Source organism: Streptomyces drozdowiczii (genome assembly GCF_026167665.1).
In the GTDB taxonomy this organism is placed as follows: domain Bacteria; phylum Actinomycetota; class Actinomycetes; order Streptomycetales; family Streptomycetaceae; genus Streptomyces; species Streptomyces drozdowiczii_A.
The window spans coordinates 3,942,696-3,954,532 of sequence record NZ_CP098740.1; the positions used below are offsets into that span (position 1 = coordinate 3,942,696).

The window sequence follows — 11,837 nt, forward strand, 5'->3', positions numbered from 1 at the left end:
GTCAGCGCGCCATCGCGACGAGGATGACCTTGCCCCGGGGCTGGTGATCGCGGATGTCGGCCTTCTTGGACAGCCGCAGCACCAGGGGCCAGCCGAAGCCTCCCGTCCCCCGCGAAGGTCGGGGGTCCGCTGCTGCGGCCGGTCGGGACTCGGGTCGGTGACCTGCACGTACAGCGTTTCCTCGTCCGCCCCGAAGGCCAGTCCGGTCAGCGCGCCCGCGTGCCGGAGCGCGTTCGTCACCAGTTCGGACACCAGGAGCAGCAGATCCTGGATGGTCGTCGCCGCCGGTCGTGGATTCAGGGTCGCCACGAATGCCTTGGCGGCCGCCCGGGCCTCGGCTGCCTTGGTGGGCGGGGGCTCTGTTGCTGTCAACGTGTGCGGCGAGGGAGACACCGCCGCTGAATCGAGGTCAGTCATTTTCTCCCCCGGAGAAATGATCGTCGAACGGTCTGAATTCTTCTTCTTCCCTCTGGTCCCAGGCGTATCCGGCCTTTTTCCGGTACGCCGGGCAGCGGTTGAGCGCGCTCATTCGGGGCATACGGGGCAAGGGAAATCCGGCCCATCAGGGCGCCGGAGAGGCTGCGGCCGAAGGGAACAGCACATGACCGACCCCGCCGACCCCGCCCGGGGCGCCCTCTTGGTCACCCAGCCGGTGCCCGACCTCCAGCTCCAGCTGTTGATTCAGCTCCTGGACCGGGAGCCCCGGTCCGGACTGCCGCTGACCCTGGCCGTCCCCTCCGGGGTGCTCCACGGTGAAGTGATCGGCCATGAGTCGTGGAAGGCGGAATGGGCGCGCAGTCTGCGTCAGGTGGAGGGCGAGGGGGCGAACCTCCTGGCGGAATTCCCCGAAACGGTGGACCAGGGCATCAAGGAGGCCCAGGCGGACGAGGACACCGTTTCCCTGCCCCGGTGGATCCACCTGCGGGACGCGACCCTCGTCTGCGGCGGGGTGGCCCCGCTGCGGCTGCCACTGTGGCGCGGCAGGCTGTCCGACGTCTCGGGATGGGCGCTGGGGCGGCCGGAGTAGCAGAGCCACGCGAGCCGGCAGAGGTACGCGGCCGGCTCCAGCTCCGCAAAGCCGTTTTCGTGCTGCGGCCCGCACCTGGGAGAATGGGCGGTGCCCCTACGAGTCCTACACGAGAGAAGGACGTGCCGACCGTGGCTCAGAGTCAGAGCAGCACCGAGACCGACTGGGTCTCCCGCTTCGCGGACGAGGTCATCGCCGAATCGGAGCGTCGTGCGCCTGGCAAACCGGTCGTCGTCGCCTCCGGCCTCTCCCCGTCCGGCCCGATCCACCTGGGCAACCTCCGCGAGGTCATGACCCCGCACCTGGTCGCCGACGAGATCCGCCGCCGCGGGTACACCGTGCGTCACCTGATCTCCTGGGACGACTACGACCGCTACCGCAAGGTGCCGAACGGCGTCCCCGGCATCGACGCGTCCTGGGCCGAGCACATCGGCAAGCCGCTGACCTCGGTGCCCGCCCCGGCCGGGTCCGCCTACCCGAACTGGGCCGAGCACTTCAAGGCCGCCATGACCGCGTCCCTGGACGAGCTGGGCGTCGAGTACGACCCGATCAGCCAGACCGAGCAGTACCTCGCGGGTACCTACCGCGAGCAGATCCTGCACGCCATGCGCCACCGCGCGGACATCGACGCCATCCTCGACCGCTACCGCACCAAGAAGGACCCGGCGGCGGCCGGCAAGGGCGGCAAGAAGCCCCAGCAGAAGAAGGTCGACGAGGCCGAGCTGGAGGCCGAGGCCGGATCCGGCGCGGCCGCCGAGGACGACGGCTCCGGCGGCTCCGGCGGCTACTTCCCGTACAAGCCCTACTGCGGCAACTGCGAGAAGGACCTCACCACCGTCACCTCGTACGACGACGACACCACCGAGCTGAACTACACCTGCACCGCCTGCGGCTTCGCCGAGACGGTCCGGCTCAGCGAGTTCAACCGGGGCAAGCTGGTCTGGAAGGTCGACTGGCCCATGCGCTGGGCGTACGAGGGCGTGATCTTCGAGCCCAGCGGCGTCGACCACTCCTCGCCCGGCTCCTCCTTCGTCGTCGGCGGCCAGATCGTCCGCGAGGTCTTCGACGGCGTCCAGCCGATCGGGCCGATGTACGCCTTCGTCGGGATCTCCGGCATGGCCAAGATGTCCTCCTCCAAGGGCGGCGTGCCCACCCCGGCCGACGCGCTGAAGATCATGGAGGCCCCGCTGCTGCGCTGGCTCTACGCCCGCCGCAGGCCCAACCAGTCCTTCAAGATCGCCTTCGACCAGGAGATCCAGCGGCTCTACGACGAGTGGGACTCGCTGGCCCGCAAGGTCGCCGACGGCACGGTCCTCCCGGCCGACGCCGCCGCGTACAGCCGCGCGATCGGCACGGCCGCCGGTGAGCTTCCGAGCACGCCGCGCCCGCTGCCGTACCGCACGCTCGCCTCGGTCGCGGACATCACGGCCGGCGCGGAGGACCAGACGCTGCGCATCCTCAGCGAGCTGGACCCGGCGAACCCGCTCACCTCGCTGGACGAGGCCCGCCCGCGCCTCGACCGCGCCGAGAGCTGGATCACCACCCAGGTCCCGGCCGAGGCCCGCACGATCGTGCGCGACGAGCCGGACAAGGAGCTGCTCGGCTCGCTGGACGACCAGGGCCGCGAGTCGCTGCGGCTGCTCCTGGAGGGCCTGGACACGCACTGGTCCCTGGACGGCCTGACCACGCTCGTCTACGGCGTGCCGAAGGTCCTCGCGGGCCTGGAGCCCGACGCCAAGCCGACGCCCGAGCTGAAGACCGCCCAGCGGTCCTTCTTCGCCCTGCTCTACCGGCTGCTCGTCAGCCGCGACACGGGGCCGCGCCTGCCCACGCTGCTGCTCGCGGTGGGGGCGGACCGGGTGCGGAGGCTCTTGGGCGCGTAGTACCGATACGTCGAGGGGCCGCCTCCCGGGTGGGAGGCGGCCCCTCGGTGTTCCGCTCAAGCGATGTGGTCGGCTTCCAGCTCGGCCTGCTCGGCCGTGTAGCGCTCTCTGAAGTACGGCAGCAGCTGACGGAGCAGTTCCTCGCTGCGCGGGTGCCGCACGTTGTGCGCGTCCGACAGGTGTATGTCGAGTACGTCGGCGTTGGGGTGGCCACCGTTCGCGCTCAACTGCGCGTAGACCTCGTAGGCGAGTTCGCTGAACTCCACGTCCTCCTGAGGCCACTCATCGGCGGTGTCTGCCATGTGTTCGGGTTCAGGCACGTCCACCAGAGGTTCGTAGTCCGGTTCCGGGTCCGGTACGAAGTTCGGGTCGTACCCGCCCTCGTACACCTTGTCCGGGACCGGCTCCGCGAACCAGGGGCTGCCGTGGTTGGCCGGCTCCTCCGGGGTCGCCGTCTGGGGCAGTTCCGGGTGCTGGTGGGCCGTCTCCACGGCGGGGGCGGGCGGTGCCTGCGGGGCCGCCGGTTGCGGGGCCACGGGCTCCGGGGCCGGGGCAGGAGGGCCGGTTCGATGCCGGCGGCGGCCAGGCCCGCGGGGCCGGTCTCGGCGAGCGGGACGCCGTACTTCGCGAGGCGCAGCGGCATCAGGGACTCGACGGGGCCCGGCGCCGCCAGGCGCGGCCGTAGCGGGCCTGGAGGCGGGCCTGGTAGATCAGGCGGTCCTGCTCCAGCTTGATGACCTGCTCGTAGCTGCGGAGCTCCCACAGCTTCATCCGGCGCCAGAGCCGGAAGGTGGGGACCGGCGAGAGCAGCCACCGGGTGAGGCGGACGCCCTCCATGTGCTTGTCGGCCGTGATGTCCGCGATCCGGCCCACCGCGTGCCGGGCGGCCTCGACGGCGACGACGAAGAGGACGGGGATGACCGCGTGCATCCCGACGCCGAGCGGGTCGGGCCAGGCGGCGGCGCCGTTGAACGCGATCGTCGCGGCCGTCAGCAGCCAGGCCGTCTGGCGCAGCAGCGGGAACGGGATGCGCAGCCAGGTGAGCAGCAGGTCCAGGGCCAGCAGGACGCAGATGCCCGCGTCGATGCCGATCGGGAAGACCAGCGAGAAGTCCCCGAATCCCTTGCTCAGGGCCAGCTCGCGCACCGCGGCGTACGAACCGGCGAAGCCGATCGCGGCGATCAGCACCGCACCGGCCACGACCAGACCGATCAGTATTCGGTGCGTGCGCGTCAGCTGCATCGCAGCCACCCCCCATCCCCTCCCTGTTCCCTTGTCCCTCGCCTGTTCCTGTCGCCGGTGGCTTGTTTCCGGCGGGCACAGCCTGGCACATGTGTGCGAGAGGTGTCGCGGGGGAGGGGTCGGGGGCGGCCGCGGGTATCGCTGTTAGGACGTGGCCTTGGCCGACGAACTGGGCTTCTTCGACGGCTTCTTGGAGGAGTCGTCGGACGGCTCGTCAGTCGCCTTCGGGCTCTCGGCGCCACCGGCATTCGCCTCGGCGACGGCCGCGACCGCGTCCTCGGCGGCCATCGTGGCGCCCTTCAGGATGGTCTCGGCGTCCGGCGTCTTCGAACCGGCGTAACCCGCTCCGTTGTAGTTGACGACCACGACGACGTTCCCCGTACGGGCGACGATCGTCGTGAACCGGAAGTCCTCGTCCGTCTTGGACTGGTCGTACGTGATCTTCGTCGCCTGGTCGCCGATGCCGCTGACGGGCCCGGTCTTGACGTTCTTCGCGCCGTCGGTCGCCTCGGTCTTCTTGACCTGCTTGTCGAACTCCTCGCCCGCGCGGGCGGCCCCGCTGCCCAGGGTCTGGTCCGAGGCGAAGCGGGTGAAGCCGACGTCGAGCCAGCGGTACTGGGAGCCCTTGACGCCCTTGTCGGCCAGCCCGTTCCAGGAGCAGCCGCCGCGGACGGACGCGTCGCTGGACTTGCCGCGCGTGCCGTTCTTGCTCTTGGCGGAGGGGACCAGGGACTTGACGGTCTTCGCCTCGACCGCCTTGCAGGGGTCGGGCAGCTCGGCGAACTTCGCCGCCTCGACGGCCGGTTCCGACTTCGTCGCACTCGGCGAGGCGGAGGCGGAGGTGGCGGAGTCCGCGTCCTTCTTGTCGCCGGAGTCCGACGAGCAGCCGGCGACGACGAGCATCACCGGGACGGCGGCGCAGGCGAGTATGCGGGTGAGTCGCGGGGCTGATCGGTGCATGGTTCCTTCACTCGGATGGCGCGGCGGTCGGGGGACGGTGGTGCGGCGGTAGCCGTACGGAGACAGCCGGCGGCGCTCGGCCGCCGGTGGCTCCGGAGGGCCACGGTACGACGGACGGCGACCGGATGCCGCCTTCGCCTGCGGGCGCGGGGAGCGGTGCGCGGGCGGGCCCGGCGGGGCGCGGGCGGCTTCAGTCGTTGAACGAATCGACCAGCTGACGGGCCAGTGCCTGGGCCTTCTCCTGGAGTTCCTTGCTGTCGGGGACCTCGGTGGGCATGGCCGGCTGGGCGGTGTACTCGACGGTCACGATGACGTTGGATGTGCGGAACACCACGCTCACGGTGCGGTGGCGGGCGGGGGCGCCGGCCCGGCTGAGCGCGTCGTCCAGGAACGCGCTGTCGCCCAGCTTGTCGAGCAGCCGGGGCTGGAGGCTGTCGGCGGGGCTGCCGGGGGTGGTGCCGTCGGTGTCCCCGCTCGCGTCCGCGCCGTCCGTACTCTCCGCGCCGTCCGCGCTCTCCGTGCCGTCCGCGCTCTCCGTGCCCTCCGTGCCCGCGTCCGGGGAGCCGGAGCCGGACGGGGAGGCGTCGGGGGTCTCCGGCGGCAGGCCGGTGTCCGGCAGGTCGGCGGCGGTCTCCTTCTTCGCGTACACCTCGCGGGCGCGGTCGTCGTCGCTCACGGCGGTGTCGTAGGAGACGACGCGCTCGAAGTCCAGGTGGATGCTGCGGGTGCCCTCGGGAGCGTCGGACTTCCAGCGGCAGCCGATCCGCCGGTCGGTGTCGTACGTGACCGTGGCGGCGCCCTCGAACACCTTGTCCTGCTGGGCCTCGGGCATGTCGGCGGTGCCGGGGAGGAGGTCCTTGAGGGTGGCCTGCGGGATGGCGCGGCAGGCGTCGGGGAGCGTGCGGTACTTGCCCGGGGGCGCGGCGGAGACGGTCGGGGTGCCCGGCTTGCTGTCGGGGGCGGGTTCGCCGCCTCCGTTGTCGCTGGTGCAGCCGGCGGCGAGTGCCGCGATGAGCACGGCGCCGGTCGCGTACGCCATTCGTCGCACGGTCCTGGGCTCCCTTCGTGCGAAAAACGGTTGCCGCCCGATGGCGGCCGGTGGACACAATGTGTATCGCACGCGCCGCTGTGAACGCCGGTCGGCCGACTCATTTGCCGATCTTGGCGCCGGTTTTGCGCTTTCAGACTTTTTCGGGGGAATCGAGGAGCTATGTCGTATGTAGAGGTACCGGGTGCGCAGGTTCCCATCCGGATGTGGACCGACCCGGCGTCGGTCGAGGACGTGGCGATGCAGCAGCTGCGCAACGTCGCCACGCTGCCCTGGATCAAGGGCCTGGCCGTCATGCCCGACGTCCACTTCGGCAAGGGCGCCACGGTCGGCTCGGTGATCGCGATGCACGGCGCGGTCTGCCCGGCGGCGGTGGGCGTGGACATCGGCTGCGGCATGTCCGCGGTGAAGACCTCGCTGACCGCGAACGACCTCCCCGGCGACCTGTCCGGCCTCCGCTCGAAGATCGAGCAGGCGATCCCGGTCGGCCGGGGCATGCACGACGACCCGGTCGACCCGACCGACCTGTACGGCCTGGCGGCGGGGGGCTGGGACGACTTCTGGTCGCGGTTCGACGGGGTGGCCGAAGCGGTCAAGTTCCGTCAGGAACGGGCCACGAAGCAGATGGGAACGCTCGGAAGTGGAAATCATTTCATCGAGTTCTGTCTCGACGAGTCGGGTTCGGTCTGGCTGATGCTGCACTCCGGGTCGCGGAACATCGGCAAGGAACTGGCCGACTTCCACATCGGCCGGGCGCAGGGCCTTGAGCACAACCAGGGCCTGGTCGACCGTGATCTCGCGGTCTTCCTCGCGGACACCGAGCCGATGCGCGAGTACCGCAACGACCTGTTCTGGGCGCAGGAGTACGCGAAGCACAACCGCGCGGTCATGATGGCGCTGTTCCAGAACGTCGTCCGCAAGGAGTTCAAGAAGGCCAAGGTCACCTTCGAACCGGTCATCTCCTGTCACCACAACTACGTGGCGGAGGAGCGGTACGACGGGATGGACCTGCTCGTCACCCGCAAGGGGGCGATCCGGGCCGGCTCCGGCGACTACGGGATCATCCCGGGCTCCATGGGCACCGGCTCGTACATCGTGAAGGGCCTCGGCAACGAGAAGTCCTTCAACTCGGCCTCGCACGGCGCCGGCCGCAAGATGAGCCGGAACGCGGCGAAGAAGCGGTTCTCCACGAAGGACCTGGCGGACCAGACGCGGGGCGTCGAGTGTCGCAAGGACTCCGGGGTGGTGGACGAGATCCCGGCCGCCTACAAGCCGATCGAGAAGGTCATCGACCAGCAGCGCGACCTGGTCGAGGTGGTCGCCAAGCTGAAGCAGATCATCTGCGTGAAGGGGTGAGGCCGGGGCCGGGGTGTCCCGGCCCCGCTGTCCTCATGCCGTGCGGTGCACCTTCGAGTTGGATGCCTGAGCGCGGGGGCGGACCACCAGGAGGTCGATGTTGACGTGGCTGGGGCGGGTGACCGCCCAGTTGATCGTGTCGGCCACGTCGTCGGCGGTGAGGGGGGCGTCCACGCCCGCGTAGACCTTGGCGGCCTTGTCCGTGTCGCCGCGGAAGCGGGTGGTGGCGAACTCCTCGGTCTTGACCATGCCCGGGGCGATCTCGATGACGCGGACCGGGGTGCCGACGATCTCCAGGCGCAGGGTCTCGGCCAGGACGTGTTCGCCGTGCTTCGCGGCCACGTAACCGCCGCCGCCCTCGTACGTGGAGAGGCCGGCGGTCGAGGAGAGGATGACCACCGTGCCGTCGCTGCTCGCGGTGAGCGCGGGCAGCAGGGCCTGGGTCACGTTGAGCGTGCCGATGACGTTCGTCTCGTACATCTGCCGCCAGTCCTGCGGGTCACCCGTGGCGACCGGGTCGGCCCCGAGCGCGCCGCCCGCGTTGTTCACCAGGACGGCCAGGCTGCGGAAGGCGGTCGCGAACTCGTCCACCGCCGCGCGGTCGGTGACGTCCAGCGCGTAGGCCGTCGCCTGGTGGCCGGCCTCGGTGATCTCGGCGGCCAGGGCCTCGATGCGGTCCTTGCGGCGGGCGGTGAGCACGACGCGGTAGCCGGAGGCCGCCAGCTGCCGGGCGGTCGCGGCGCCGATGCCGCTGCTCGCTCCGGTGACGACGGCGATGGGGGTTGCGGCCATGGTCGGGCTCTCCTCGGACGGCTGAACGGTACGGTCGAACGGGGCCAGGATAGGCAGGTCGGACCGGGGTCAGTGGTTGCGGGGGGCGTACATGATCACGGCCATCCCGGCCAGGCAGACCAGCGCGCCGGTCACGTCCCAGCGGTCCGGCCGGTAGCCGTCGGCGACCATGCCCCAGGCGATCGAGCCCGCCACGAAGACCCCGCCGTACGCCGCGAGCACCCGCCCGAACTCGCCGTCCGGCTGGAGCGTCGCCACGAAGCCGTACGTGCCCAGCGCGACGATCCCCGCGCCGATCCAGGCCCACCCCCGGTGCTCCCGCACGCCCTGCCAGACGAGCCAGGCGCCGCCGATCTCGAAGAGCGCGGCGAGGACGAACAGGGCGATGGAGCGGAGCACGGACATGGGAGCAGGGTGCCATGGGCGGCGCGAAGCGAGACGCGCCGAACCGGTCGGTACGGCCTCGGCGCACGGCGCGCCCGTGGTGCGGGGCGACACGCTCACGATCCGGCTGCACAGCCAGAACCCGGGCCCTCGGACGTGTCCGACGCGACCGTGCGGCTGCGGGTCTCCGTGCCGCTGGCCGGCCGCCAGGAGCTGCCCGGCGCCTGCCTCCAGGAGGACCCGCAGACCGTCCTGTGCCGGACGGGCCCCCTGCGCGCCGACGGCCGCCGGTGCTGGCGCCGGGGACCCGTACGTGTTCTGAGCCGCCCCCGCCGGATTCGTACACTCTCCGCATGCCGCCGAAGCCGTCCCCCCGCCGCGCCACCCTGCTGGCCGAGATGTCCGTCGTGTCGCGGCGCTACATGGCCGCGTACGCGCTGTTCAACCAGGCCGTCGCCGACCGGCTGGGGCTGCACCCGACCGACCTCCAGTGCCTCAACCTGCTCAGCCTGGAGGCGGCGCCCGTCACCACGGGCCGGGTCGCCGAGCTGACCGGGCTCACCACCGGCTCGGCGACCCGGCTGGTGGACCGCCTGGTCCGGGCGGGTTACGTGACCCGGGCGCGGGACACCGCGGACCGGCGGCGGGTGCTCGTGGCGACGGTGCCCGAGCGCATGGCGGAGTTCGGGGCGGTGTGGAAGCGGCTGAACGGCGGCTGGGACGCGCTGTTCGACGCGTACGGCGACGACGAGGTGGCCCTGCTGCTCGGCCACATGCGGCGGACGGTGGAGCTGAGCACGACGCAGATCGCGCGCCTGCGGGAGGGCGACGCCTGACGGGCCCCCGGTCTCAGCCCGCCACCGGGCCGAAGTCGCGGACCGCCTCCGCGACGATCGCCTCGAGCCGGGCGTGGTGCGCGCCCCGCCAGTAGACCCGCCCGCACTCCGCGCACTGCGCGAACACGTCGTACGAGCGGCGCGTCCCGTGCTCCAGGTGCGGGCCCACCGTGTCCTTGTCGGCCTCCGCCAGCGGGCCGTTGCACGCCGTGCACCGGGTCCACGGGGCGAGCGCCGGGGCGAACCGTTCCAGGACGTCCCGCAGCTGCTCGTCGGGCCGGTCGCTGTAGACGTACGCGCCCGCCCACAGCTCGCGGCGGTGCAGCAGTCCGCGGTCCCGGGAGAGCAGGACGCGCCGCTCCTTCGCGGAGAGCGCGGCCAGGGCCGGGTCGCCGATGTCCTCGCTCTCGTACGCGGCGTCGACGCCGAGCAGCCGCAGCCGCCGGGCGAGGGTCCCGAGGTGGACGTCGAGCAGGAAGCGCAGGGGTGCCCCCGGCACCGGCTGCGGGCGGGGCACGGGGCGGACCTCGACCAGCTCCCCGGCGGCCGGGATGTGCGAGGCGGGGGCCGGGCGGCCGTCCACGAGGAGTTCGCCGGCCTCGGTGAGCGGGATGCCCAGGGACTCGACGACATGGCCGAGCGTGGACGAACCGTCGGTGGTCACCGCTGTCCGCCCCTGCCGGCGCCCGTGGGCCACGAAGAGCCTGAGCTGGGGGGCGACTTCGAGGTGGATCTCCGGTCCGTTCACCCGGTCAGGATGCCATCGGGGGCGGGCGGGCCGCCTGCGGATTTCAGGGCCGGAGGGCGGATTTCAGGGCCGGAAGGCGGCGGCGTGCTCGGCCGCCCAGGCGGCGAAGGGGCGGGCCGGGTGGCCGGTCAGCTTCTCGACCCCGTCGGCCACCTCGGCGGGGATGCCGTCGGTGGCGGCCCAGTAGTCGAGCAGCCCGTCGGCGACCTCGGCCGGCATGAAGGACGCCATGGACTCCTTCCAGGCGGCCGGGCTCACCTCCTGGACGGCGGCCGGGGTGCCGGAGGCGTCGGCCAGGACGCGGACCTGCTCGGCGGCGCTGAGGGACGCGGGGCCGGTGAGGTGGTACGCGGCGCCCTGGAGCGCCGGGTCGGTGAGCGCGGCGAGGGCGGCCTCGGCGATGTCGGCCTCGTGGATCGGGCTGCCCTCGCTGCGGGGGTAGGGCAGGTCGACGGGGCGCCCGGAGCGGAAGGCCCCCGCCCATCCGTACGCGTTGGTGGCGAAGGCGCCGGGACGCAGCAGGGTCGCGGTGAGCGGCGATGCGAGCATCGCCTGCTCCACGGCGTGGTGCGAGGCGGCGATGGGGTTGGCTGCCGGGTCGGGGCCCAGGACCGAGCTGGAGGAGAGCAGCACGATGTGGCGTACTCCGGCGGCCCGGGCGGCGGTGAGGAAGGCGTCGATGTGGGCGGGCTCCGCGTACAGGAAGACGGAGTCGACGCCCTCCAGGGCGGCGGCGAAGGTGCCGGGGTCGCCGAGGTCGCAGGTGACGGCGGGGACGCCGGGCGGCGGGGTCAGTTCGGCGGCGTTGCGCGAGGCGGCGCGGACGGGGTGGCCGCCCTGGTGCAGAAGGGCGGTGAGCGCGGCGCCGACGCGGCCGCGGCATCCGGTGACGAGCGTGAGCATGGGTCTCCTCGGCATGGTTGAGTGCGTCACGCATAGGTTGCGCGACGCAGGTAAATATCCAGGAGGCGGCAGCACCCGTCAAACGCATAAGTCAGGCGTCCGGGTGGAGGTCCAGCCGCCAGTCGTGGGTGAGGAGCGGGTGGCCCGGCGGGTACTCGATCTCGCACTCGCCGAGCAGCGTGAAGCCGGCCTTGCGGCAGACACCGTTCGACGGGCCGTTCTCCACGGACGGATAGGCGTGCAGATAGCGGTGCTTGCGCTCGGCGCGCGCCGCGTCGGCCACCGCGCGCGTCGCCGCCGATGCGATGCCCCGGCCCTGGAACTCCGGCAGGACCGTCCAGCCCGTCTCGTACACCTCCTGGTCCCGCCAGGGCCGCTCCCAGAAGCCGATGGTGCCCACGGCCTCCGCCTCACCGGCCAGGGCGACGCGGAACATCCGGCCCCGGCCCGTCCGGTCGGCGCTGAGCGCCACGTACCGCGCATGGCGCGCCAACAGCTGCGCCTCCGTCTCGGGCCCGCCCAGATGGTCCATCAGCTCCGGCGCGTTGGTGCGGCGGAGCAGGTCGAGGTCGTCGTCGGACCAGGGCTCGATGCGTACGGAGGATGCCGCGGCGCGCTGCACAGAGGTCATGCCCGCACTGTAGGACGCGGCACTGAC

General features: G+C 72.0%; 11 protein-coding genes and 2 pseudogenes. 4 read left to right on the forward strand and 9 right to left on the reverse strand.

Annotated features, from left to right (window positions below):
* Nucleotide 1: 1 nt before the first annotated feature.
* Nucleotides 2-372, reverse strand: a pseudogene (locus tag NEH16_RS33920) (ATP-binding protein).
* A 229-nt stretch (nt 373-601) separates the two neighbouring features.
* Here NEH16_RS33920 and NEH16_RS17940 point away from each other — a divergent pair.
* Both NEH16_RS17940 and lysS read left to right on the forward strand, forming a co-directional pair.
* The gene (locus tag NEH16_RS17940) at nt 602-1,027 is read left to right on the forward strand and encodes a hypothetical protein (RefSeq protein WP_265543602.1); all 426 of its coding nucleotides are present in this window, start codon (nt 602-604) and stop codon (nt 1,025-1,027) included.
* A gap of 122 nt (nt 1,028-1,149) precedes the next feature.
* A complete protein-coding gene (gene lysS / locus NEH16_RS17945; RefSeq protein ID WP_265543604.1) occupies nt 1,150-2,910 on the forward strand; it encodes a lysine--tRNA ligase in 1,761 nt (586 codons plus the stop codon).
* A 56-nt stretch (nt 2,911-2,966) separates the two neighbouring features.
* On the opposite strand, the pseudogene NEH16_RS17950 reads toward lysS, so the two are convergent.
* From NEH16_RS17950 to NEH16_RS17960, 3 genes and pseudogenes are all read right to left on the reverse strand, one after another.
* Nucleotides 2,967-4,161, reverse strand: a pseudogene (locus NEH16_RS17950) (DUF2637 domain-containing protein).
* 135 nt (nt 4,162-4,296) lie between these two features.
* On the reverse strand, nt 4,297-5,112 hold the full coding sequence (locus NEH16_RS17955; protein WP_265543606.1) for a DUF3558 domain-containing protein: 816 nt from the start codon (nt 5,110-5,112) through the stop codon (nt 4,297-4,299).
* 190 nt (nt 5,113-5,302) lie between these two features.
* Entirely contained in the window at nt 5,303-6,151 is an 849-nt protein-coding gene (locus NEH16_RS17960; RefSeq protein WP_265543608.1) for a DUF3558 domain-containing protein, read from the reverse strand.
* Between the two features lie 171 nt (nt 6,152-6,322).
* Between NEH16_RS17960 and NEH16_RS17965 the strand changes: the two genes are divergently transcribed.
* The gene (locus tag NEH16_RS17965) at nt 6,323-7,516 is read left to right on the forward strand and encodes an RtcB family protein (protein ID WP_265543610.1); all 1,194 of its coding nucleotides are present in this window, start codon (nt 6,323-6,325) and stop codon (nt 7,514-7,516) included.
* Between the two features lie 33 nt (nt 7,517-7,549).
* Here NEH16_RS17965 and NEH16_RS17970 read toward each other — a convergent pair whose 3' ends face one another.
* Nucleotides 7,550-8,308 carry an SDR family NAD(P)-dependent oxidoreductase gene (locus NEH16_RS17970; protein ID WP_265543612.1) on the reverse strand — a complete coding sequence of 253 codons (759 nt, stop codon included), beginning with the start codon at nt 8,306-8,308 and terminating at the stop codon, nt 7,550-7,552.
* A 69-nt stretch (nt 8,309-8,377) separates the two neighbouring features.
* Nucleotides 8,378-8,713 (reverse strand): YnfA family protein, encoded by a 336-nt coding sequence (locus NEH16_RS17975; protein ID WP_073968747.1) that lies wholly within the window; start codon nt 8,711-8,713, stop codon nt 8,378-8,380.
* Between the two features lie 332 nt (nt 8,714-9,045).
* On the opposite strand from NEH16_RS17975, the gene NEH16_RS17980 reads away from it, so the two are divergent.
* The gene (locus tag NEH16_RS17980) at nt 9,046-9,528 is read left to right on the forward strand and encodes a MarR family winged helix-turn-helix transcriptional regulator (RefSeq protein ID WP_073968746.1); all 483 of its coding nucleotides are present in this window, start codon (nt 9,046-9,048) and stop codon (nt 9,526-9,528) included.
* 13 nt (nt 9,529-9,541) lie between these two features.
* On the opposite strand, the gene NEH16_RS17985 is transcribed toward NEH16_RS17980, so the two are convergent.
* The 3 genes from NEH16_RS17985 to NEH16_RS17995 form a co-directional block, all read right to left on the reverse strand.
* Complete coding sequence (locus tag NEH16_RS17985; protein ID WP_073968745.1) at nt 9,542-10,276, reverse strand: Mut7-C RNAse domain-containing protein; 735 nt, start codon at nt 10,274-10,276, stop codon at nt 9,542-9,544.
* A gap of 63 nt (nt 10,277-10,339) precedes the next feature.
* Entirely contained in the window at nt 10,340-11,179 is an 840-nt protein-coding gene (locus NEH16_RS17990) for an NAD(P)H-binding protein (protein ID WP_265543615.1), read from the reverse strand.
* Nucleotides 11,180-11,270: 91 nt separating this feature from the next.
* Entirely contained in the window at nt 11,271-11,810 is a 540-nt protein-coding gene (locus tag NEH16_RS17995) for a GNAT family N-acetyltransferase (protein WP_265543617.1), read from the reverse strand.
* Nucleotides 11,811-11,837 lie beyond the last annotated feature (27 nt).

Bases quoted from the DNA above. Each gene is read 5' to 3' on its own strand.
- NEH16_RS17960 (WP_265543608.1), bottom strand. From the start codon at position 6,151: ATGGCGTACGCGACCGGCGCCGTGCTCATCGCGGCACTCGCCGCCGGC.
- NEH16_RS17975 (WP_073968747.1), bottom strand. From the start codon at position 8,713: ATGTCCGTGCTCCGCTCCATCGCCCTGTTCGTCCTCGCCGCGCTCTTC.
- NEH16_RS17965 (WP_265543610.1), top strand. From the start codon at position 6,323: ATGTCGTATGTAGAGGTACCGGGTGCGCAGGTTCCCATCCGGATGTGG.
- NEH16_RS17940 (WP_265543602.1), top strand. From the start codon at position 602: ATGACCGACCCCGCCGACCCCGCCCGGGGCGCCCTCTTGGTCACCCAG.
- NEH16_RS17980 (WP_073968746.1), top strand. From the start codon at position 9,046: ATGCCGCCGAAGCCGTCCCCCCGCCGCGCCACCCTGCTGGCCGAGATG.
- NEH16_RS17990 (WP_265543615.1), bottom strand. From the start codon at position 11,179: ATGCTCACGCTCGTCACCGGATGCCGCGGCCGCGTCGGCGCCGCGCTC.
- NEH16_RS17970 (WP_265543612.1), bottom strand. From the start codon at position 8,308: ATGGCCGCAACCCCCATCGCCGTCGTCACCGGAGCGAGCAGCGGCATC.
- NEH16_RS17955 (WP_265543606.1), bottom strand. From the start codon at position 5,112: ATGCACCGATCAGCCCCGCGACTCACCCGCATACTCGCCTGCGCCGCC.
- NEH16_RS17995 (WP_265543617.1), bottom strand. From the start codon at position 11,810: ATGACCTCTGTGCAGCGCGCCGCGGCATCCTCCGTACGCATCGAGCCC.